Annotated in this window: 21 protein-coding genes; 12 read left to right on the forward strand and 9 right to left on the reverse strand. The window is 60.5% G+C overall.

What is annotated here, in order from left to right; all coding sequences use genetic code 11:
* Positions 1–23: 23 nt before the first annotated feature.
* The 6 genes from ilvD to thiL all read right to left on the reverse strand — a co-directional run bounded on the left by ilvD (position 24) and on the right by thiL (position 8,054).
* Positions 24–1,691 carry a dihydroxy-acid dehydratase gene (gene ilvD, locus C6366_RS10215; RefSeq protein WP_107737633.1) on the reverse strand — a complete coding sequence of 556 codons (1,668 nt, stop codon included), beginning with the start codon at positions 1,689–1,691 and terminating at the stop codon, positions 24–26.
* A 75-nt stretch (positions 1,692–1,766) separates the two neighbouring features.
* Positions 1,767–2,645: an ABC transporter permease gene (locus tag C6366_RS10220; RefSeq protein WP_107737634.1), complete on the reverse strand. Its 879-nt coding sequence runs from the start codon at positions 2,643–2,645 to the stop codon at positions 1,767–1,769.
* Positions 2,646–2,664: 19 nt separating this feature from the next.
* Positions 2,665–3,345, reverse strand: a complete 681-nt coding sequence (ftsE, locus tag C6366_RS10225) for a cell division ATP-binding protein FtsE (protein WP_107737695.1) — start codon at positions 3,343–3,345, stop codon at positions 2,665–2,667.
* A gap of 13 nt (positions 3,346–3,358) precedes the next feature.
* On the reverse strand, positions 3,359–5,623 hold the full coding sequence (locus C6366_RS10230; RefSeq protein ID WP_233248457.1) for a vitamin B12-dependent ribonucleotide reductase: 2,265 nt from the start codon (positions 5,621–5,623) through the stop codon (positions 3,359–3,361).
* Between the two features lie 133 nt (positions 5,624–5,756).
* Positions 5,757–6,920, reverse strand: coding sequence for an ABC transporter substrate-binding protein (locus C6366_RS10235; RefSeq protein ID WP_107737636.1), 1,164 nt, complete (start codon positions 6,918–6,920; stop codon positions 5,757–5,759).
* Positions 6,921–7,034: 114 nt separating this feature from the next.
* On the reverse strand, positions 7,035–8,054 hold the full coding sequence (gene thiL / locus C6366_RS10240; RefSeq protein WP_107737638.1) for a thiamine-phosphate kinase: 1,020 nt from the start codon (positions 8,052–8,054) through the stop codon (positions 7,035–7,037).
* Positions 8,055–8,293: 239 nt separating this feature from the next.
* On the opposite strand from thiL, the gene C6366_RS10245 reads away from it, so the two are divergent.
* The 7 genes from C6366_RS10245 (at position 8,294) to C6366_RS10270 (ending at position 15,391) form a co-directional block, all read left to right on the forward strand.
* Positions 8,294–11,026 (forward strand): UPF0182 family protein, encoded by a 2,733-nt coding sequence (locus tag C6366_RS10245; RefSeq protein ID WP_107737640.1) that lies wholly within the window; start codon positions 8,294–8,296, stop codon positions 11,024–11,026.
* 358 nt (positions 11,027–11,384) lie between these two features.
* Positions 11,385–11,906 carry a Spy/CpxP family protein refolding chaperone gene (locus C6366_RS10250; protein ID WP_107737642.1) on the forward strand — a complete coding sequence of 174 codons (522 nt, stop codon included), beginning with the start codon at positions 11,385–11,387 and terminating at the stop codon, positions 11,904–11,906.
* Between the two features lie 92 nt (positions 11,907–11,998).
* The gene (locus tag C6366_RS10255) at positions 11,999–13,753 is read left to right on the forward strand and encodes a nitrogen regulation protein NR(II) (RefSeq protein ID WP_158269731.1); all 1,755 of its coding nucleotides are present in this window, start codon (positions 11,999–12,001) and stop codon (positions 13,751–13,753) included.
* Between the two features lie 438 nt (positions 13,754–14,191).
* The gene (locus tag C6366_RS10260) at positions 14,192–14,575 is read left to right on the forward strand and encodes a DUF1538 family protein (protein ID WP_158269732.1); all 384 of its coding nucleotides are present in this window, start codon (positions 14,192–14,194) and stop codon (positions 14,573–14,575) included.
* A 39-nt stretch (positions 14,576–14,614) separates the two neighbouring features.
* Positions 14,615–14,779 carry a hypothetical protein gene (locus tag C6366_RS20255; protein WP_233248458.1) on the forward strand — a complete coding sequence of 55 codons (165 nt, stop codon included), beginning with the start codon at positions 14,615–14,617 and terminating at the stop codon, positions 14,777–14,779.
* Positions 14,780–14,796: 17 nt separating this feature from the next.
* The gene (locus C6366_RS20260) at positions 14,797–14,940 is read left to right on the forward strand and encodes a hypothetical protein (RefSeq protein WP_233248459.1); all 144 of its coding nucleotides are present in this window, start codon (positions 14,797–14,799) and stop codon (positions 14,938–14,940) included.
* Between the two features lie 100 nt (positions 14,941–15,040).
* On the forward strand, positions 15,041–15,391 hold the full coding sequence (locus C6366_RS10270; RefSeq protein WP_107737647.1) for a hypothetical protein: 351 nt from the start codon (positions 15,041–15,043) through the stop codon (positions 15,389–15,391).
* 98 nt (positions 15,392–15,489) lie between these two features.
* On the opposite strand, the gene C6366_RS10275 is transcribed toward C6366_RS10270, so the two are convergent.
* Positions 15,490–16,722: a Xaa-Pro peptidase family protein gene (locus tag C6366_RS10275; RefSeq protein ID WP_107737649.1), complete on the reverse strand. Its 1,233-nt coding sequence runs from the start codon at positions 16,720–16,722 to the stop codon at positions 15,490–15,492.
* 173 nt (positions 16,723–16,895) lie between these two features.
* Here C6366_RS10275 and C6366_RS10280 point away from each other — a divergent pair, with 173 nt between their 5' ends.
* Positions 16,896–17,198, forward strand: a complete 303-nt coding sequence (locus C6366_RS10280; RefSeq protein ID WP_107737651.1) for a type II toxin-antitoxin system HigB family toxin — start codon at positions 16,896–16,898, stop codon at positions 17,196–17,198.
* Positions 17,199–17,208: 10 nt separating this feature from the next.
* A complete protein-coding gene (locus C6366_RS10285) occupies positions 17,209–17,583 on the forward strand; it encodes a type II toxin-antitoxin system HigA family antitoxin (protein ID WP_107737653.1) in 375 nt (124 codons plus the stop codon).
* Positions 17,584–17,626: 43 nt separating this feature from the next.
* On the opposite strand, the gene mqnC is transcribed toward C6366_RS10285, so the two are convergent.
* Entirely contained in the window at positions 17,627–18,655 is a 1,029-nt protein-coding gene (mqnC, locus tag C6366_RS10290; protein WP_107737655.1) for a cyclic dehypoxanthinyl futalosine synthase, read from the reverse strand.
* A gap of 124 nt (positions 18,656–18,779) precedes the next feature.
* On the opposite strand from mqnC, the gene C6366_RS10295 reads away from it, so the two are divergent.
* The 3 genes from C6366_RS10295 to C6366_RS10305 are packed head-to-tail and all read left to right on the forward strand — an operon-like array spanning position 18,780 to position 20,497.
* Positions 18,780–19,196 (forward strand): CoA-binding protein, encoded by a 417-nt coding sequence (locus C6366_RS10295; RefSeq protein WP_107737657.1) that lies wholly within the window; start codon positions 18,780–18,782, stop codon positions 19,194–19,196.
* A complete protein-coding gene (locus tag C6366_RS10300; RefSeq protein ID WP_107737659.1) occupies positions 19,189–19,650 on the forward strand; it encodes a YkgJ family cysteine cluster protein in 462 nt (153 codons plus the stop codon). The genes C6366_RS10295 and C6366_RS10300 overlap by 8 nt, the downstream gene beginning before the upstream one ends.
* 40 nt (positions 19,651–19,690) lie before the next feature.
* Entirely contained in the window at positions 19,691–20,497 is an 807-nt protein-coding gene (locus C6366_RS10305; protein ID WP_107737661.1) for a DnaJ domain-containing protein, read from the forward strand.
* Between the two features lie 22 nt (positions 20,498–20,519).
* Here the strand turns inward: C6366_RS10305 and C6366_RS10310 are convergent, their stop codons facing one another.
* Positions 20,520–22,088 carry a sigma 54-interacting transcriptional regulator gene (locus tag C6366_RS10310; RefSeq protein WP_107737662.1) on the reverse strand — a complete coding sequence of 523 codons (1,569 nt, stop codon included), beginning with the start codon at positions 22,086–22,088 and terminating at the stop codon, positions 20,520–20,522.
* Between the last annotated feature and the right edge of the window lie 98 nt (positions 22,089–22,186).

Here is a 22,186-nt window from a genome sequence, read left to right on the forward strand (position 1 = left end):
AAGCGCGGGAAGAACGATGCGGTTTATCTGGCAAACACCGCGCCCTTGGCCGCGGAAGCCGCCAAGCGGGCGTAGCGGCGCAGGAAGGGGGAGGTGATCTCTCGCTGCAGCGGCTTCCATGCCGCGCGCCGCGATGCCAGTTCCCGGTCGTCCACCAGCAGGTTCAGTTTTCTGCCGGGGATGTCGATTTCGATGCGGTCGCCTTCCTGAACCAGCCCGATAGGGCCGCCTTCCACGGCCTCTGGGGAAACATGGCCGATGGCCGCGCCCCGGGTGCCGCCGCTGAACCGGCCATCGGTGATCAGGGCCACGTCCTTGTCCAGGCCCATCCCGGCGATGGCCGATGTGGGGGTGAGCATTTCGCGCATTCCGGGGCCGCCTTTAGGGCCCTCATTGCGGATGATCAGCGCGTCGCCGGGGTTGATCCGCCCTTCGAGAATGGCCGCCACGGCTTCTTCCTCGCCCTCGAAGACCCGGGCCGTGGAGTTGCGGACCAGCATCTCCGGGGCCACGGCGGACTGCTTGACCACTGCGCCATCCGGGGCCAGGGATCCCTTGAGAATGGCGATGCCGCCTTCGGGGCTGTAGGGCGCGGTGATCGGGCGAATGACTTGATCGTCCAGCACCGCGGCCTTCAAGGCCCGCAGATTGTCTCCGAGACTGGCGCCGGTGACGGTCTGGACCGAGAGATCCAACAGTTCGGCCTTGGCCAGTTCGGCCAACACCGCCTGGATGCCTCCGGCCCGGTGCAGGTCCTCGATGTGGTCGCTGCCCGCCGGGGAAAGCCGGCACAGGTTCGGCGTGGAGCGGCTCAGTTCATCGAAAATGCCCAGATTAAGATCCAGGTCCGCCTCGGCGAAAATGGCCGGCAGGTGGAGCACGGTATTGGTGGAGCAGCCCAGGGCCATGTCCGCGGTCACGGCGTTGCGCACCGCCGCCGGGGTGACGATGTCCCGAGGCCGGATGTTCTTTTCCAGCAGCTTCATGACCTGGGCCCCGGCCTGCTTGGCCAGCCGGATACGAGCCGCGGTCACCGCCGGGATGGTCCCGTTGCCGGGCAGGGCCAGGCCGATGGCCTCGGACAGACAGTTCATGGAATTGGCCGTGAACATCCCCGAGCAGGAGCCGCAGCCGGGACAGGCGCAGGTTTCCAACTCATCCAGTTCTTCCTGGGTCATCTGACCCTTGCGCACCTTGCCCACGCCTTCGAAGACGGAGATCAGGTCCACGGCCTTGCCCTGCCACGCTCCGGCCAGCATGGGCCCCCCGCTGACCAGGATGGATGGGATGTTCAACCGGAGCATGGCCATGAGCATGGCCGGAACCACCTTGTCGCAGTTGGGGATGCAGACCAGGGCGTCGAAGGGATGGCCCATGGCCATGGCCTCGATGGAGTCCGCGATGATCTCCCGGCTGGGCAGGCTGTAATGCATACCCGGATGATTCATGGCCAGCCCGTCGCAGATCCCGATCACCGGAAACTCCATGGGGGTGCCCCCGGCTGACCGGATGCCGTCCTTGACCGCTTGGGAGATGGTGTGCAGGTGGATGTGGCCTGGAACCACCTCGTTGGCCGAGTTGACCACGCCGATCAGGGGTCGACGCATTTCATCCCTGGTCATGCCCAGGGCGTGCAAAAGGGAGCGGTGGGGGGCTTTTTCCAGGCCTTTGGTCATGATTTCACTGCGCATAGGAACTCCTTAAGCGGGTTTGATACGGCAAAACTTACGTTGATAAGATCGGTCACTGGGGATTATTCTCGGTCATCATTTCTCCCGCAACGCCACCCAGCTGCTCAAGAAGCCCATGACCACGAGAACGGTCAGAAAGGTCAGGGTCTGGGAGGAGGGCAGGTAGTCCAGACGCAGCCAAAGGGGTGGAAAGTGCAGCAGGTCTCGCAGGCTGAGCTGAACGCCTTTGAGCATCAGCAGGGCCAGAATGCCGCCCAGCAGGCCGAGCACCGCCCCGGAAACAAGCATGGGTAACTGGATGTACCACCGGGCCGCTCCTACCAAACGGAGAATTTCAACTTCGTTTCGGCGGTGCAGTTGGGAGAGCTTGATGGTGTTACCTACAACCAGGGCCAGAACCACCCCAAGGAAGAGGATTAGCGGCCAGATCACCTGATTGCTGAATCGGGCCCAGCCTCGGGCCAGGTCCAATTGCAGAGGATTGAAGCTGACCTTCTCCACCCCTTCCAGGGTTTCCAGGTGCAGATAGGTGGCCTTGGCCCAGGTTTGCTGGTCGTCGTCCCGGACCGAGAAGGTCAGCAGAGCCGTGGCTGGAAGAGGATTATGGCCTTGCAGCCAGACGAAGTCCCCGGTCCCGCCGAGTCGCTGCATGAGCAGTTCCAGGGCCTGGTCTCCGGAAAAGGTCTTGATTTCCGCGAGGTGCTCCAGCTCCCGCAAGGCGTCCCACTGGGTCCGGACCAGTTCCTGTTCTGCCTCCGGCTGCCAGTAGATCTGAAACTGGATATCCCCACCGGCGCGTTGCAACTCCAGATCCAGATTATGCAGCACGAGTAGGAACAACCCGCCCAGAAAGGCGACCAAAGTTACGGCGGCCAGAGTGAGCACCTGGATCCAGGGATGACGACGGATATCCGTCACTCCCTGGAGCATCAGCTTGAGCACGATACGGAACATCAACGTTCACTCCGGACGGTCATGTCGGAACGTCCATGTCCCAGTTGGTCCAGTTCACGGCCCCGTCCTCAAGGTGCAGAATCTTGGCGTCCGGCACACAGGCCAGGATTTCCTGATTGTGGGTGGCCAGGACGATGGTCGTGCCGTGGGCGTGAAACTGGAGGAAAATGCTCATCAGGCGCATGGCCAACTCCCGGTCCAGGTTGCCGGTGGGCTCGTCGGCCAGGAGCAGTTGCGGTCCCACCACCACGGCCCGGGCGATGGCCACCCGCTGTTGCTCGCCGCCGGACAGTTGAGCGCAGAGGACGTTGGCCTTGGCTTCCAGGTCCAGGCCTCGGAGGACAGCTCGGACCCTTCTCTCTGTATGTGTGCGGGGCATGTTGCGTACTTCCAGAGCCAGGGCCACGTTGGCGAACACAGTACGTTCCGGCAGAATCTTGAAGTCCTGAAAGACCACGCTTACCTCCCGGCGCAAGAGGTGAATATGCCGTGCCTTGAGGGCATGGAGATCGAACCCTGCCACGGTCGCCTGACCCCGCTTCAGCGGTATCGCGCCGTGGAGCAGGCGGAGCAGGGTGGTCTTGCCCGCGCCGCTGGGCCCCACCAGGAACAGGAAATCGCCCTTGCGAACCTCCAGGGAGATGTTCTTCAGGGCCCACTGGGTCCCGAAGCTGTAAGAAACGTGGCGCAGGCTGATCATCACTTTCGCGGGGTTATCCGCACTTGGTGTAGCCGCATTCCTGGCAGACGAAGCAGCCTTCCTGGAAGATCAGCTCCTTGCCGCAGTCCGGGCATTCCGGTTTGACCAGTGAATTGCTCATCTCCGCTTTGCGACCCTGAAGATAGCGGCTCTCCAGTATCCAGGACACGGCGTCCGGGATAGACAGCAGCATGTCCTTTTTCTGGAAGACCGGATGCTCGCCGCCGATGCCCTTGAGCTGACTGACGATGTCCTCCACCCCCACCCCGGAGCGCAGGGCCAGGGAAACCAGGCGGCCGATGGCCTCGGCCTTGGCCGTGATCGACCTCCCGGACTTGCCGATGGTGGCGAAGACCTCGAAGGGCCGTCCGTCCACCTCGTTCACTGTAAGATACAGGAAGCCGTAGCCGGTCTTGACCTTCTGGGTGAAACCGTAGACCACGTCCGGCCGATTCCGAACCACGCGCTGGGATTTTTCCGGGTCCTTGGGCTTTCCGCCGTCGCCGGTGCAGAGCACCTGGGTGCTCTTGCAGCCGTCCCGATAGACCGTGACGCCCTTGCAGCCCATTTCATAGGCCATCCAGTATATCTTCCAGATATCGTCCTGGGTGGCCGAGTGGGGCAGGTTCACTGTCTTGGACACGGCATTGTCCGTGAACTTCTGGAAGGCCGCCTGCATCTTCAGGTGCCAGATAGGCTCGATGTCGTGGGCCGTGACGAACACCTTGCGGACATCCTCCGGAAGGTAGTCGATGTGATGGATGGTGCCCTTGGCCGCCACCTCCTCCATCAGCTTGGGACTGTAGCACTGGGCCTCATGCAGGGCCTGCTCGAACCAGGGATTGGCCTCCAGCAGCCGTTCCCCGTCCATGACCTGGCGGACGAAGCTCAAGGCGAAGAGCGGCTCCACCCCGGAGGAGCAGCCTGCCAGGATGGACAGGGTGCCCGTGGGCGCGATGGTCGTGGTGGTGGCGTTACGAAACGGCCCCTGATTGTGTTCGGCGAAGGTTGACTCCGCGAAGGCGGGGAAAGGGCCGCGTTCCTCGGCCAATTTCTTGGAAGCGCTCTGGGCCTCGAACTGGACGAAGTGCATGATCTTTTCAGCCAGGTTCAAGGCTTCCTGGCTGTTGTAGGGAATATACAGCCGGAACAGTAAATCGGCCCAACCCATCACTCCCAGCCCGATCTTGCGGTTATTCCGGACGGTTTCGGTGATTTTCTCCAGTGGATAGCGCGAGGCGTCGATGACGTTGTCCAGGAAACGGACGCAAAGATGAATATCCCTCTTCAGGTCGTCCCAAAGGATGTCATCCTTGCCGGAGTTCTGGATATACCTGGAAAGATTGATGGATCCAAGGTTGCAGGCCTCGTAGGGGAGCAGAGGTTGCTCCCCGCAGGGATTCGTACTCTCGATTTCGCCCTGCTTGGGCGTGGGGTTGTCGCGGTTGATGCGGTCCAGAAAGATGATGCCGGGGTCGCCGCTTTCCCAGGCTTTTTGAACCAGCAGTCCGAACACCTCGCGGGCGTTGAGCCGGGCCTTGACCTGTATGGTGTGCGGCGCGACGAGGTCGTATTCCTCGTCCTTTTCCACGGCCTGCATGAACACTTCGGTCAAACCGATGGAAAGATTGAAGTTGTTCAGATCCCCGTCCCGTTCCTTGGCCCGGATGAAATCCAGGATATCCGGGTGGTCCACACGGAGGATGCCCATGTTCGCCCCGCGCCGGGTGCCGCCCTGTTTGACCTGCTCCGTGGCCGTGTTGAAGATCCGCAGAAAGGAAATCGGCCCGGAGGCTATGCCGCCGGTGGAGCCGACCCGGCTCTTTTGAGGTCGCAGACGGGAAAAGGAAAAGCCCGTGCCGCCGCCGGATTTGTGGATCAGGGCCGCGTACTTGATGGCGTCGAAAATCTCCTCCATGGAGTCGCCCACTGGGAGCACGAAACAGGCGGCTAGTTGTCCGAGGTCCGTGCCCGCGTTCATCAGGGTCGGCGAGTTGGGCAGGAAACGGTACGTGGTCATCAGCTCGTAGAACCGGCGGGCCAACTCGTCCACGGAATACGAAGAAGCCGGGTATTTGGCCTCTTCCTCGGCAATGGCCCAGGCCACGCGCCAATAGAGTTCCTGGGGCGTTTCCAGAATTTCCCCCTGGCCTCCCTTGCGCAGATAGCGCTTGTTCAGAACGACTTCGGCGTTGGGCGGCAGAACGGGTTGGGGAAGGTCATCGGGAACCGTCGTTGGTTCCGAAACAATGCCGTCGGCAATGGAGGTTGACGTCACAAGCGGTCTCCTGATGCAAAAGCCTGATCACCGTTCTTTATGGCGATCAGGCGCGGGTTAAGATAAGGAAAGTCAGTGAATAGGCCGGAGAGGAGACAACCTCTCCGAACAGCCGAGGCCGGGAGAACCGGTCTTACTGCATCACCCAGCGGCCCTGATCCACCTTGACGATGATCAGGGAGTCGGTGTCCAGTCCGTTGTGGTCTTCCTCGGACAAGGTGAAGATGCCGCTGACTCCGACAAAGCCGGAGGTTTGGCGGATGGCGTCCCGGATGGCCGCGGGATTGTCCGGGCCGACCTCGCGCAGGGCGTTGGCGATGAGCATGAGCGCGTCCCAGGCGTAGCCGGAATGGGTGTTCAGGGGATACTGGCGTTCGAAATCGTAAACGTCGCGATAAAGCCGGATAAACTCGTTGACCACGGCCTTCTGCGGATCGTCGTCCGGAAGCTGGTCGGCGGCCATCAGCTTGGTGGACGGCATGTAGGTGCCCTCGGCGGCGTCACCGGCAAGCTCAAGATACTTGGGGTCCGGAATTCCGTGGCAGTGCATCAGGGGGATGGTCAGCCCAAGTTGCTGGACGTTCTTACTGACCAGGGCCGCGGCCGGGCCGATGGTCCAGCAGATGATGAATTCCGGATTCGTGGCCCGGATTTTGACCAGTTGGGTGGTCATGTCCGTATCCGTGGGGGCGAACTGCTCGTCGGCCGTGATGGTGATCCCGAATTCCTCGGCCAGACTGGTCAACCAGGTCAGCCCGTCCCGACCGAAGCCGTCGCTGGCCGTGAGCAGGCCGACCTTGGTCACGCCCTGGCTTTGCAAATACTCATAAACCCGGCTCACGGCCACGGAGGAGCGTTGCGGGCTTTTGAATATCCAGTCGAAGTCCCCGAAACGTCCGCCCATGATCACCGGATCCCCGCCCACGGTCATCACTGTGGGCATTTGACGCTGATGCAGATAGGCCTTGACCGCCATGCCGGTGTCCGTGCGGGTCGGTCCGACCAGGGCCGTGACCCGCTCCCGCTCCACCAGTCGGCGGGCGGCCAGCAGGGCCTTCTGGGGATCGCTCTCCGTATCCGCGATGACCAGTTCCAGGGGTCGGCCGTTGATCCCTCCGGCCTGGTTGATCTGATCCACCGCCATTTCCGCCACCAGCTTGGTGGGGGTTCCGATGAACGCCGCCGGTCCGGAGAGGGCGAAGAACGCGCCGATCTTGATGGGCTGTCCGGCGGAAGCGGCCCCGGTAACGCAGAGCAGAGCCAGGGTCGCGATAAAGGCAACAAGCTGTTTTTTCATGAAAAAAACCTCCAGTTTGGGGCATGAAAGACAAACTAGAAATGTTTAATTGATCGTTTTGGGAAAGTACACCTTTATAAAGAGGCGATTCAGCGGGAAACGGTCTAATATCGGTTAGCGTGAGAAATGGTCAAAGCCTTGAGATCGCAATTGTTTTTCATTCAGGTGGATTCCTGGCTTCTTTGTTACGTCTCCCAAACGCCGCACGGCGGGATTTTTTTCTCGCAGCATGTCCCAATCCCGTGCTGCGACTACGCCTAGGAGCGCATAGTCCTCTCCGCCCAATACGGCCCATTCGGCCGCGTCCATTCCGCTTTTCCGGGCAAACAGCCGCAATTCCGGGTGCAGTGTTTCCAGCGGCAGACTCAGGGCGCACCCTAGTTCCGGCCCCAGGAAGCGCGGCAGGTCCCGGGCCAGCCCGTCGGAAACGTCCATCATACCGCGTACCTCGGGTGTCCTGCTCAACGCCGTGGCCGTCGAGACCTGCATGAAGGGTCGCAAATGAGCCTGGACCGCGATGGGGTAATCCGCCGGAGTCGAGTCGTTCTTAGACGTCTTTGGATTCACGCCGCCTTCGAGAAGGGTCAAGCCCAGCCTGGCCAAGCCTATTTCGCCCACCAGGAAAAGCACGTCTCCGGGCCGAGCCTGAACCCGGCGCAGCAACCTGCCGCCCTCAAGGCGTTCCCCCCAGATGGTCACGACCACGCCCAGATACGGCGCCACGGACAGATCCCCCCCAGCCAGATACAAGTCATGTTCCGCGGCCAGCTCGGCCATGCCGCGAAAAAAGGCTTCCCAGAATCCACGTTCCAGGTGTCCGGGGGCCATCAGGTTCAGGACGAACCCCAGCGGCTTGGCCCCCATGGCAGCGATGTCGCTGATGTTCACGGCCAGGGCCTTGTAGCCGATATCCTCCGGCGCGAAGTAGGCCATCCGGAAATGGACGTCTTGCAGGAAAAGATCCGAGGATACGCAGAGGGATTCCTTGCAGTTGATCACGGCGCAGTCGTCCCCCCGGCCCAGCGGCAGTCTGTGGTGGGAGTTGGGGAAAAAGCTGTCGATCAGCTCCAGAAAGGCGTCTTCGGAACGAAGGTCGCCAAGATGGGGCGGTCCGGGAGTGGTTGCTGTGCTCATGGGGTGAAGAAGTGGTTTGATGTGGGCAAATTGCGATTCGGCGATCCGCTACGTCCTTTTCGCTTGAGACGCTCGAAAATGCAACGAGTCTTTTTTTCATACATCATTCCGACGGTTGACCTTTTGTTCACAAGAAGGGATAAGAATGTTTGCGCCATGCGGATTCGCGTTCCAAGCCTTGTGGCTTTTTTTCGTGATTTTGGCCCCTGTTTTCACCCCCCGTCAAGGAGGTTGTCTTGATGCTGTTTTCTTTTGGCCCCGGTCCCCAAGGCCCATACGACCCGCGGGATCCGTTTCCGCAGTTCAAGGTCGAGGAGATGGATTTTTCCAAGTTTCATCGCTTCCTGCGGTTGGGTCTGCTTGGTTTGGCGTTGATCATCCTGTGGTCCGGACTGAACTGGGCCCAGGGATTTTACACTGACTGGCTGTGGTACAGTTCCCTGGATCACCAAGGCGTGCTTTGGAAGGTCGTGACCACCAAAATATGGCTGTACCTGGGCGCGGTTCTCGTCTTTCTGGCCCTGGCCGTTCCCAACCTGGTCGCGGTGGTGCGGACTACCGGACGGATGTTTCCAAGGGCCGGTCACAAACTCCCCCCTGGGATCTACGACTCCGCCCGGAGCGTGCTGGTCTGGCTCTCCGGAGGCGTGGTGGCCCTGGGGGCTTTTTTGTTGGCCTCCGGACCGGCTGGTGAGTGGAACGTCGTCCTGCGCTACCTGCACCAGGTGCCTTTCGGCGAGACCGATCCGATCTTCAACAACGACTATTCCTTTTACATCTTCGCCTTGCCGGCCCTGGAGTTTTTCCGGTCATGGCTGGTGGGCCTGACCGTGCTCGTGGCGATCATCGTCGCGGCCTTCTATTACCTGAACAGCATCCTGCGCGGCGAGGCCTTCGCCTTCCGGGGTCCGATTCTCTCGCATTTGGCCGTCCTGGGCGCGTTCCTTTTCGTGCTTATCGCCGCGGGCCATTGGCTCTCCAGGTACGACCTGCTCTATTCGACCATGGGCGCGGTCTACGGCGTGGGCTATACGGACAATCTTTTCAACATGCCCTCCAGGGCGTTCATGGCCGTGGTGGCCTTGGTCGCCGCGGGGGCGCTCCTGGCCGCGGCCAAGACCGGGCGCAAGGAATTGGCCGTCTGGTCCGTGGGCGCGTGGTTCGGCCTGAATATCGTCCTGGGCAGCCTGGTTCCCGGGCTGATCCAGCGCTTGGTCGTGGAGCCCAGCGAGCTGGCGCGGGAAACTTCCTACCTGGCCAACAACATCAGCCACACCCGTCAGGCCTTTGGTCTGGAGGGTCTGCGGTCCATGAGCCATCCGGCCCTGGGCGAGGTGGACCATGCCACGGTGGAGGCCAACCAGGGCACCATCCAGAACATCCGGCTCTGGGATGAAGGTCCGCTGATGCAGAGCTACAACCAGATCCAGTTCTTCCGCCTGTACTACGACTTCCTGGCCGTGCATACCGATCGCTACATGGTAAACGATGAGCTGCGCCAGGTCATGCTGGCCACCCGCGAGCTTTCGGCGGAAAAACTGCCCACCGAGGCCCAGCGCTGGGTCAACCGGCACCTCCAGTTCACCCACGGCTATGGCGTGGCCATGAGCCCGGTGACCGAGGTCCAGTCCGGCGGCCGTCCGGACTTTTTCATCCGTGACCTCCCGCCCTCCGGGGAGATTCCCCTGGACCGCCCGGAACTCTACTACGGCCTGAAGAGCCTGGATTATGTGATCGTGAACAGCCGGATGCAGGAGTTCAATTTCCCTGGCCCGGATGGCCCGGTGTACACCCACTACGAGGGCGACGGCGGGGTCCAGCTCGGCTCCTTCTTCCGCCGCCTGATGTACGCCTGGCAGTTCAAGGACGTGAACATCCTGATTTCCGGAGAGGTCACGCCGGAAAGCCGGATCCAGTACCGGCGCACAGTTCAGGAGCGCTTCACCACCGTGACCCCGTTCCTGCTGCGCGACCGGGAAGCCTATTCCGTGGTGGCCGACGGCCGGTTGTTCTGGATCCAGGACGCCTACACCACCACCAGCCGCTATCCCTATTCCACTCCCTGGGAGCGGCGGTTCAACTACATCCGCAACAGCGTCAAGGCCGTGGTGGACGCCTATCACGGGACTCTCACCTATTATGTCTTTGACGAGAGCGATCCGTTGATCCGCACCTACCAGGCCATGTTCCCCGAGTTGTTCAAGCCCCAGGAGGAGATGCCGGAGTATCTCCGGGCCCATGTCCGCTATCCCCAGGATATGTTCACGGTTCAGACCCAGATGCTGCTTCAGTACCACATGGAAGATCCGGTGGTCTTCTACAACAAGGAAGATCAGTGGTCCGTGCCCATGCAGCATTCCTTCGGCCAGACGGAAATCCTGCGGCCCTACTACATCGTGGCCCGGCTGCCCGGCGAAGAGAAGGAAGAATTCCTGCTCATCCAGCCCTTCACGCCCATCAACCGGCACAATCTGGTGGGCTGGATGGCCGCGCGCAGCGACGGGGAGAATTACGGCGACATGATCCTGTTCCGCTTCCCCACCGGCCGCCACGTGGACGGTCCCAGCCAGGTGGAGGCGCGCATCGACAACGACGCCGTCATATCCGAGCAGTTCACCTTGTGGGGCCAGGTCGGCTCCGAGGTCTTCCGGGGCATTCTTCTGGTCATCCCCATCGGGGATTCCATCCTCTACGCCGAACCGGTCTTCCTGCGCCCGGAAACCATTGATTTTCCGGAGCTGCGGCGGATCATCCTGGCCGACTCCCGGCAGGTGGTCATGCACCAGACCCTGGACGCCTCCATCAGCGCCCTGGTGGGCGACCTTCCGCCCGTGGCTCCGGTGGTGGAGACCGCGGAAGAAGAGGATGCGCGGAGGCCGCTGCTTCAGCTTCCGGACTTCAACCAGGGCTTGCGCGACGCCGTGGACAAGCTCCAGGAAGTGGTAGACCAGTTGCGTCGGTTGATGCAGTAAGCGTTTCCAAATAGGCCTCTCCAAAGAGACTACCGGGAGGCCTTCCTGACGGACCTTTCCGGTAACGAACCCGAGACCGCGCCCGTTTTGCGTCGTCCACGCGACGACCAAACGGGCGCGGTCTTTTCTCTCCGTGACATTATCCGCGGTCGTCACGGCCAGCGCGAATTTCTCTGATGCTTGTGCAGTTTTTTGCATGCTTGTGCAATCATGTTTGTGCAGTTTTTTGCATATCCATGGTGAGGTTAGATGGTATCTACATCTTAGCTTTGATATTGTTGATTTTTATTTTTTGGCATGCCCTTTGTAGTATGATAAGCATTCATTCACCATAACCACCTGAAGCAGGAGGCAATTTATGCGACGTTTTCTTTCCACCAGTGCGATACTTCTTGTGTTTGCCCTGATCTCCGTACCCGTTCTGGCGCAACACCAGCACGGTCCCGGTCAACCCGGCAAGCCAGGGGCTGAGGTGCAACAGCGTCAGCACGGCGCCGGACATCCGGTGCTCGGCAACCTCTCCGAGGAGCAACAGGAAGCAATGGTCGCGCTGTTCGCGGAGCACCGCAAGCACATGATGCAGCACAACCTGCACCTGCGTGCCAAGCAGGCCGAACTGGACGTGCTCCTGGCCGCCCCGGAGTTCCAGCAGGCCCAGATTGACACCGTGACTGCCGAAATCATCACCCTGAAGGGCGAAGCCATGAAGCTCAGGAACGATCTGCGGCGCAAGGTTTTCGAGGAAACCGGGCACCTGATGCAGGGCGGCACGGGCGGCAGAGGTCACGGTATGTCGGACCGCGGCAAGATGTCCGGCAAGAAAGGCCGGATGGGAAACTGCCCGATGATGTCCGGGCACGGAGCGCGATCGGCTGAATAACATCTTAAAAAACAAAAATGCCGCCCGGAAGACGGGCGGCATTTTTGTTTATGTTCATAACACCACTCAATAACGCTTCACAATGCTTCGCCATGCACATCCTGCCGGCCATCCACCGCGAAACGCGCTACCTTATGCCCTTGTTGGCCATGGTTCTGCTCGGGTTGAGCCTGATCTTCGTCACCTGGCAGAACCTGCGGCATCAGCGACAGGCCGTTGAGCAGCACATGGTGCTGGCGGCCCGGGCCGTGGCCATGGGCATCGAGGGCAACATGGCTTGGCGGATGCGCGGGCCTTCGCGGACGGCCACGCCCAGGGTTTCGGGCAAGGAATTTCTTCAGGAACTACTGACCTCCCCGGACCTGGTTCTTGTCGGCGTCGTGGGGCCTTCCGGGCAGATGGTGCTCGCTTCCGAAGACCCGGAGAGCTTTCCGACGCTTCCTCCAGCCGCTTTGGAAACCCTGCGGGACGAACGGCAGTGGCACGGATTCGCCCGTCACCAGGGCCAGGATATCCTGCTCTACGTCCATCAACTCCGGCAGCCCGCCGCCCGGCACATGCATGAAACCTTTCTCTCCCCGGGCCATCACGCCCCGGGCCATGCCTCTTATCTCGTCCTCGGCCTGGACATGAGCGAGCATCTGGTCATGTACCATGACGCGCGGCGCGCGGCGCTCTGGCAGGGCGGCTACGTGCTGGCCACGGTGGTCCTGTTGTGGATCGGGGCGATGAAGCTGTTGCAGCGCCGGGAACAAAGCGCCAAAGTCAAGGAATTGGAGCAGTTTCAGGCCAAGCTGGTGGACAACCTGCCGGACGGCTTGCTGACCGTGGACACCGAAGGCGTGATCCGCGGGGCCAATCCTTCGGCCGTGGCCTTGCTGGGCGGAGACGGGCCGTTGCCCGGCCGTCGCTGGATTGATCTCGCTCTCAACCAACAGTCTGGCTGGGAGTCAAACCGGCCCGGTGAGCCGCGAGCGGAACCAGGGGCCGCGCCGAGCCCGAATGCGGGTCCCGCGTCAGGGCCGCCGGGGATGTTCTGGCGGAACTACTCCTTCGCGGATCGCCATCTGGAAATTCTGGCCGTGCCCTTGCGGGCGGATGAGCGGGAGTTGGGCGAACGTCTGGTGCTGGTCCGAGATCGGACCGAAATCAAAAAGCTGGAAGACAGCCTGCAGGAGTCCGAACGGCTGGCGGCCATCGGCAGGTTGGCCGCGGCCGTGGCCCATGAAATCCGCAATCCGCTCAGTGCCCTGCGCGGATTCGCTCAGTTTTTCGCCGGCAAGCTGGCTGGTCGCGAACCCGAGGAAACCTACGCCCGGACCATGGTCGCCGAGGCCGACCGCCTGAACCGGGTGATTACGGACCTGCTCTTCCTGGCCAAGCCCAAGCCGCCTCAAAAAAACGCGGTCCGACTGACCGAATTGCTGGAGAGCGTCGAAGATCTGCTGCGCACCGACCTTGATCGCCACGGAATCGAGGTTCGCCGCCATTTTGGCGAGGAGCGAACCGTCTGGGCCGACCCGGACCTACTCAAGCAGTGCCTGCTTAATCTGCTCATGAACGCAATCCAGGCCGTGGCGGAAAACAAGGGCGACACAACGGGCGTCATCGACGTTCACATGGAGCCGGGGAGCGAGGGGCTCTGGGTTGTGGTACGGGACAACGGCCCGGGCATGGACGCCCAACAACGCCAACGCGCCCTGGAGCCGTTCTACACCACGCGCAAGGACGGCTCCGGATTGGGGCTGGCCATTGTGCACAAAATCGTGCGCGACCACGGAGGGCGGCTGGAAATATCCTCATCGCCCGGCCAAGGTGCTCGAATCAGCCTGTTCTTTCCGGAATAATCCATTATAGGTTCAATCGACTGTTTTTTTTCATAACAACCTGTTCCCGCGACGCATCCGCGTCGCGGGAACGGGCCGGGGCTGACTGCGTCCAGTCGGTTGCCCTCGCCGCGGATGCCGCGTCGAGAACAACCGACTGGACCGGACTTCGGCCTGTCCTTCCGCAAGCGAGCTTGCTCCAGTACAGGCCGAAGCCGGTCAGCCCCGGCCCGTTATGGTTTGATCATCTCCGTCGACACCAATTATCTACTTCCATTCTCTACTTCCCGCGCAACTTCATCAAGCGACCGCTGTTGCTGAACAATTCCGGTTTGTTTTCAAAACCGTCCTGCCCTTGTTGCTCATTCTCTTTTTGCTGGAGCCGGCATTCGGCTATCTTGGGATGGACGGACTGCTGGATCTGCTGGTTGGGTCAATCATGGTCATGGCCGGATTGCTTTGTTCCTTCAGGGGGTCAATGTTGCCGTCACTCCTCTGGGGAGGGCCATCGGCTCCCAACTGCCCCAGAAAACGTCCACGGCCATCCTTGTCATGATCGCCTTTTTCCTGGCCTTGGTGATCAACGCCTCCGACCCGGCGGTGCATATCCTGGCCGGACATGTCGACACCATAACACCCGACGACTCCGTGTCTCCCTGGCTGTTGATCGCCTGTATCGCCTTGGGCATCGGCAGTTTCCTCTGTCTGGCCCTGTTCCGGGTGCTGCTTGGGATTCGAAACTCCATCATTTTCGCCGTAGGTTACGGACTGGTCCTGGTATTGGCGTTTTTCACCCCCGAGGCATTCGTGCCTCTGGACGCGGTTACCGGTCTGGACATCTAGCGACCCTTCCACATAGAATGGTTTCTCAAGGAGTTAAGCATGGACGCCGAGTTGTCTTTTGACATGATCGTGACCATCGTGAACAAAGGCGGAAGCGAAAAGATCGTCAACGCCTCCAAATCCGCTGGGGCCGAAGGCGGCACTGTCATGCCCGGCCGCGGCGCGGGGATTCGAGAAAAAAGAAGTTTTGGGGCATTCCCATAGAACCGGAAAAAGACATTGTGCTGACCATCGCCCCGCAGGATAAAACGCAGGCTATTCTTGATTCCATCGTGAAACAGGGTAGCCTGAACACGCCGGGCGCCGGCATCGCCTTTGTCGTGGATTTGAAAAAAGTCACCGGCAGCTGCCATTTATGTCAATAATCGGCTTCAGAATTGGTGTTTGGTAAGTGATAGTCGGTATGTTGAGCGAAACGTCACTTTTGGAATGCATAGAGAGATACCACCAGTCAGGGGAATATACGTGCGACTTCTGTTTTTATTGCTCGTTTTTTTCTCGTTGCCGGTTTACGCTGCGGACTGGGAAAAGGCTGGCAGCAGGGGAATGATGGAGTTTGTCGTGGTCAATCAAGAGAAAACCGCGGAAAAAGAGGTGTATCTCGAGGCAATAAACATCATCTGCGCTCCGGACCAATTCTGCCATGTCATGTTCTGGTCAGACAAGAGTCATGTCCCAACGTCATGGCCCATGACCGAAAAGCAATGGCGAACAATGACCTTGGACTATTTTTTCAATCCAAAATCAAAAGAGAAGACGTTTACTTGGAATTGTGATTTTTTTGATGAGCAAAACTGTGGAGACGACACTGATTGACGAAATAGGCGTCGTCACAAGTGGATGATTTGCCCGGCTTTGCGGCAAATGCGCGGTCGCCTTTTCCGATGTTCCGAAGCCATTATCCGCGAAAAACCTCACCCCGGTTCGACGCAGATCATGGAAAAATCGCTTCCAGTTAGGCACCGCCCGCCGTCCGGGGTGACCTCGAAGGTGTTTTCCACCCCGACCATGCCCAGTCCGGGCAGGCCGATCTTCGGTTCCAGGGCCAGGACCATGCCCTGTTCCAGCGGGGCTTCGAAACCCTTGGCCAGGGCCGGCCATTCGTCGATGGCCAGGCCGATGCCGTGGCCCAGAAAGCGGACCTTGTTCCCGCCCAGGGCCATGAACCCTTCGCCCCAGCCGTCTTGTTCGGCCCAGTCCCAGCAATGCTGGAACAACTGGCTCGGAACGGCTCCGGGTCGCAGGTTCTCAGCCAACCACCCCTGGACGGCGATGCAGAAGTCATGGGCGCGGTGCGCCTGCTCGGGAATATCCTCGCAAGCTCCCGCCCAATAGACCTGGGTCTTGTCCGTCTGGTAGCCTTCCAGGCCGAAGCCCACGTCCAGGGTCAGTGGGGTCCCGGCTTTCCAGACCGTTCCGGCATATCCCATGTGGGTCACGGCCGGGTGGGCCCCGCGCAGCCCCACCGGGCCGTCGAACACGCTGGGATAGTTGGCGCTGTCACCAGCGGACACGTGGCCCAGGAAAATTTCCTCCCCATGGTTTTGCATCCGTAACAGCCCGTGATGTCCCTGGCTGAAAAACACCTCCCAGATTCGGATCGAGATTTCCCGCTCGGTCATGCCCGGGGCAATCCGCTCCGCCAGCAACTCCCGCAGGCAATGGTCATGCCGAGCGCCGACCAGGCGCATCTTGGCCAGCTCCCACGGGGTCTTGACGGCCCTGGTCTGGTTCAGCACGCCATCGGCGGAACGCAGGTCATGTCCGCTCAGGTGCCTGGCCAAGCCCTGACCCAGAGCCCAGGTCAATCCGGACATCTCCACGCCGACCGATTCGGACAGGGGTGAACCAGCTTCCGCAGCAAGACCGGGCAATTCCCGAAACGACCGGTAAACCGCCACCTGCTCCACCGCGGACTCCAGCCTGACCCGCTCGATGCCTTTGCGCACCAGCAACACCGGCCGCCCTTCCAGCGGCAGCCAGAACACCCCGTTGACCCAGGTTCCGGTGAAGTAATAGATGTTCATCCGCGAAAAAACGAACACGCCTCCCGCGTCGGGCAACTGGGTCCGCAACAGGGACCGACATCGCTCCCAACGCCGAACCAACTCTTCTTCCGGGATGCGCTCCAAGGCCTCAAAACTCATTATCTACCTCCATTTCAGTACTGATGGCCAACAGCTGAAATATGCCTCGGCCTCCCCCAGTGCGGAAGAGGGCCGTTGATCATCAAGGGGTTGTAGGGTGTGGAAGCCGGATTGCTCCAAGCCTTTTCGTGAAAAACTTGCTTTGGTCCCATAATGGGACTAAAAGAGGGGGCATGCGTGTCATCGCCCTGTCCACCTTGAAAAGCTTCTGGGAGCAAAATTCCGAGCGTATTGACGCAAAAGAACCGGTATTGGCTTGGTACCGCCATGTTTCCAGGGCCGACTGGGCCTCTCCGGCCGAGTTAAAGGCGGACTTCGACAGCGCCAGTATTTTGCGCGACGGCAGGGTGGTTTTCAACATCGCGGGAAATAAATACCGTTTGGTAACTTGGATCAACTACCCTTATCGGGTTGTCTATATCAGGTTTATCGGCACTCACGCGGAATATGACGCCATCGACGCACAAACGATTTGAGGACATCGCCATGGATATCAAGCCGCTTCGCACGGAGCACGATTACCGTTCAACCCTCGAACGAATTGAAGGCCTCATGACGGCTGAAGCGAATACGCCGGATGGCGATCTTCTCGACATTCTGGTTACGCTGGTCGAAGCGTATGAGCGGAAGTATTTCCCCATGGAGCTTCCAGATCCGGTGGAAGCAATCAAATTCCGTATGGATCAATTGGGGCTTCGGCCAAAAGACCTGGAACCCATGATCGGACGCAGCAACCGAGTTTATGAGATACTCAACCGCAAGCGACCATTGACCTTGAAAATGGTCTGGCAGTTGCACAAAAATCTGGGCATACCCGCTGAAAGCCTGGTCAAGCAGCCGGAAAACGTCTGTGTCAGATAGAAAGCGCTGTTTGAAATCCCCCCATCTCTGGCAACGATGAATCTCACGCCGGAGAATAATCCATCCTCCGACGCATGGGGGTGAATCCCGCGCCTTCCACGATGGCCCGCAGATCCTCCTCGGGGAGCAGGAAGCGGACCCCGGCGGCGGCGACGACGTTTTCCTCGATCATGGTCGACCCCATGTCGTCCGCGCCCCAGTGCAGGGCCATCTGGCCCACCAGGGGCCCCTGGGTGACCCAGGAAGCCTGGATGTGTGGGACGTTGTCCAGATAGAGGCGGCTGAGGGCCAGAAACTTCAGGTATTCCACGGAAGAGGCTTCGGGGACGTCGATCTGGGTGTTGCGGGGCTGAAAGGTCCAGGGGATGAACGCGGTGAATCCGCCGGTTTGGTCTTGCAGATGGCGCAGCTTTTCCAGGTGCTCCAACCGATCTTCGATCCGCTCTCCATGGCCGAACATCATGGTCGCCGTGGTTTTCAATCCCTGACGGTGGGCGCATTCCATGACTTCCAGCCATTTGGCGGAGGAGCATTTGTGGGGCGAGATCCGGGTGCGGACGTGGTCTACCAGAATTTCCGCGCCTCCGCCGGGAATGGAGTCCAGGCCGGCGGAGGCAAGACGGGCCACCACTTCGGCCACGCTCATGCCGGATGTCTCGGACAGAAACACGATCTCCGGGGGGGAGAAGCCGTGTACGGCCACTTCCGGAAATTCCCGCTTCAGAAACGTGAGCATGATCCGGTAGAAATCCAGGCTCAATTCCGGGTTCATTCCGCCCTGGAGCAGGATCTGTCGCCCGCCGAGCTCGATTGTTTCCCGAACCTTCACGCCCAGTTCGTCCAGTCCCAGAACATAGCCCTCGGCATGGCCCGGCGGTCGAAAGAAGGCGCAAAATCGGCACCCGGACACGCAGATGTTGGTGTAGTTGATGTTTCTATCCACGATATACGTGACCACGGCCTGGGGATGCAGGGCCATCCTTTCGGCATGGGCCAGGGCCCCGATTTCGATGACGTTCAAATCGTTCCAGAGTTCCAGGGCATCCGCCGCGCTGATGCGTTGTTCCGCCATTTCAATTCCCGCCCTCGTGCTGCTGATTCGCAACAACCATAACTGTTTACTTGCCCAAAATCGTGGGGTAGACCTCAATCGATTCAACGCCGCCCAGCGGCTTGCCCCTCGAAGGAGTCCGAACATGCTCAATCTCGCTGAGCTAGCCGCCCGTCTGGCTCAGGTCAAGACCATCGCCGTGCTCGGGGCCAAGGACGTCCCAGGGCGTCCCGTGGACCGGGTCGGCCGCTACCTGATCACCAGCGGTTTCACCATTTTCCCCGTGCACCCCGTTCGCAAGGACGTCTGGGGATTGCCCACCTATGCCCACCTTCGGGACATTCCCGAACCCATCGACCTCGTGGACGTTTTTCGCGCTCCCCAGTTCTGCGCGGATCATGCCCGGGAATGCCTGGAACTGTCTCCTTTGCCCGGAATATTCTGGATGCAGACCGGTATCGCCAACCTCGAAGCCCGCGAATTGCTTCAGGCGGCCGGCGTACATGTGGTTGAGGATCTGTGTCTGATGATCGAACACCAACGCCTTGCCGAACATGGATAATCCAAAAGAAAACACCGCATTCATCTGCCTGCGCTGTGGCGGCTGCTGCCAGGGCGAAGGGGGCATCGTGCTCACCGAAACCGACGTGGACCGTCTTTGCGGCCATTTGGGCATGGAACGCCCGGCCTTTGTCGCCGCCTACGTGGAGACGGTTAGCGGCAAGAATCGGTTGCGGACCGACGCCAAAGGATGGTGCATCTTCTTTGCCGAGGGCTGCACCGTGCATCCGGCCAAACCCACGATCTGTCGGGCCTGGCCTTTTTTTCGGGGCAACATGGTAGACGAGACCAGTTGGCAAATGGCCCAGGACGCCTGCCCGGGCATCAATCCCGAACCGGGGCATGTCGAGTTTGTCGCCCAGGGAGAGACGTATCTGCGAAGCCTGGAGGTGGAACCGTCCTCGGATGTCAGCCCGAATGCCCTGCGCGGGAGGGATGCGCAAGACGCCCCCTGACCACATGACCTGAAGTCACTCTTCCCGGACCGGTTAAGCCATGTCCTTGAATCGCAGCTACAAAATTCTGGGCATCGCGCCCAGCGCCACCTTGGAAGACGTCAAAAAGGCCTTCCGCAAGCTGGCCTTTGCCTACCATCCGGACCTGCATCCGGACATGCCCGACGCATCCCGCCGCTTCCAGGAACTGAACGAGGCCTACATCACGGTTTCCCGCCACCTGGAAACCCAATCCGAAGCCGCTGGTCAACCGCCTCCGGGTCCGAAAGGCGGAGGTCCACAAGCCGACGGCCCGCGACCCAAGGACGCTCAAGGAACGCCGGGGGGCGCCTCGGAAAGCGATTGGTTCTCCAGTTCCCGTTACGCCAAGACGGCCCACTCCCGCTATCGTCGCCAGGCGGCGTACCAGCGGGAGGATCTGCTCAAGGATCTGCTCAAGGATCCCTTCGCCCGCCAGGTCTATGAAGACATCTACAGCCAAGTCCGGGGAACGGGACGCGGAAAGCCCGCGGCGTCCGCCGAGGAACACGCCAAGAAGGTGCTGCGCGTGGAATGGGGGGATCGCAAGCTGGAGCTGGACTTTTCCCGAAGCCTTAAGGACCGCGTTGGAAGCTGGTTGCGCCGCCAGCTGGACGACGAACAGACGGTCTCCTTTCCCCGCCGTCAGCTTCTCCCCGGCAAACATGTCCGCATCCAGATCCAACAAGGCTGGCGTGGCCCCGCCACCACCCTGGACGTGGCCCTGCCGCCGGACTTCATCCCCGGCCAACCCGTCCGGCTCAAAGGCAGAGGCCGCAAGATCGGCCCCTGGCAAGGCGACCTCTACCTGCGCATCCTGCCCAAGTAGGGGCTGGTTTCAAACCCGCCCCCTACTTGCCTGCGACCTTGGTGGCGAATTTTTTTGGGTCGATGCCGTATTTCTTGATTTTATAGTTCACGATCCGGTAGCTGATGCGCAGCTCGCGAGCCGCCTGGAGCATGTTGCCTCGTGCTTTTTTCAGGGCGTCAACGATAATTTCCTGCTCGAACTTGGCCACGGCCTCGCCGAAGGAGAGGTCCATGTCCGTGGCCGAGCTTTCGGCTGTCTGGAGGGTCGGGGGGAGGTGGTAGGTGCGGATGACTTCCTCGGTGCAGAGCAACACGGCCCTTTCCAGGCAGTTACGCAGTTCCCGGGCGTTTCCGGGCCAATGGTATTGGGTCAGCAAATCCAGGGCCGGAGTGGAGATGCGTTTGATCTCTTTGCCGTATTCCTTGGCGTAGGCACTCAGAAAATGCTCGGCCATGGGCAGGATGTCCTCCCGGCGTTCCCGCAGGGGTTGGACGTAAATGGGGAAGACGTTGATCCGGTAAAACAGGTCCTCGCGGAATTGCCCCGCGGCGATCAGATCTTCCAGAGGGCGGTTGGTGGCGCAGACCAGCCGGGTGTCCACGATGATGGTCTGCTCGCTGCCCAAGCGCTGGATTTCCTTTTCCTGGATGGCCCGGAGCACCTTGGCCTGGGCGTCCAGACTGAGTTCGCCGATTTCATCCAGGAACAACGTCCCCTGATGGGCCAGTTCGAAGCGGCCCTTTTTGCTTTGGACCGCTCCGGTGAAGGCCCCCTTTTCATGGCCGAACAGTTCGCTTTCCACCAGTTCCGCGGGCAGGGCCGCGCAGTTCAGGCGGATCAGCGGCTGACCAGCCCTGGGGCTGGCCGTGTGGATGGCCTCGGCCAGGAGTTCCTTGCCCGTGCCGGATTCGCCGCGCAGCAGGACCGTGGCCCGGCTGGGGGCCACCTGGGAAATCTGCTGCAAGACCAAGCGCATGCTCTTTGAGGCATGGACGATATTCTTGGGCGAAAAACCGGGATCGTAGATGGCCAGCCCTTGTTCCAGAAAGTGCTGCTGCCGGGCCATGTCCTCCTGGAGCCGGGCCACCCGATGGGCGATGATTCGGGCCACAACCTCCAAAAAGCGGCAGTGGGTTTGTAAGACCTGGAGCGGTGCCGTGGGCAGATCCACGCTGAGTACGCCGAGGATTTCCCGCTCCTTGTTTTCACCGCCTTCCTGCACCACGGGGACGCAGATAAAGGCTAACGCGTCCATCTCCTCCTTGCCCCGGCCAAAGGCCCAGTTCAGAAAATCCGGGTGCTCCCCGATCACCGGGACGATGATCGCCTCGCCCTTGGCCAGCACCTGTCCGGTAACGCCCTGGCCTTCCCCGTAGGAAACTTGAGACGGTTTCTGGGGTCCGTGGGTCAGACTCAGCTTCAGACTGCGGGTTTCGGAATCGTAAATGGCCAAAAAATTGCGCACGTACCCCAGGTTGTGGGACAAAACCTGGAGCACGGACTTCAGGCTGGTTTCCAGGTGCACGTCCGGCTGCATCTGATCCAGAATTTCCTTCAGGGTATCCAGACTCAGGGAGAGGTTGTCCAGTGTGACGGCTCGGGAAGGCATGGGGTCCTTGTTCGACGATGGGTCGATTTCGATGAAAAGAACAAAGGCGCGGCGACCGTGTGAGACGAACCGCCGCGCCTTCAAGAGGCTTTGGGGTA

The sequence above is a fragment of the Desulfonatronum sp. SC1 genome, from assembly GCF_003046795.1.
GTDB lineage: Bacteria > Desulfobacterota > Desulfovibrionia > Desulfovibrionales > Desulfonatronaceae > Desulfonatronum.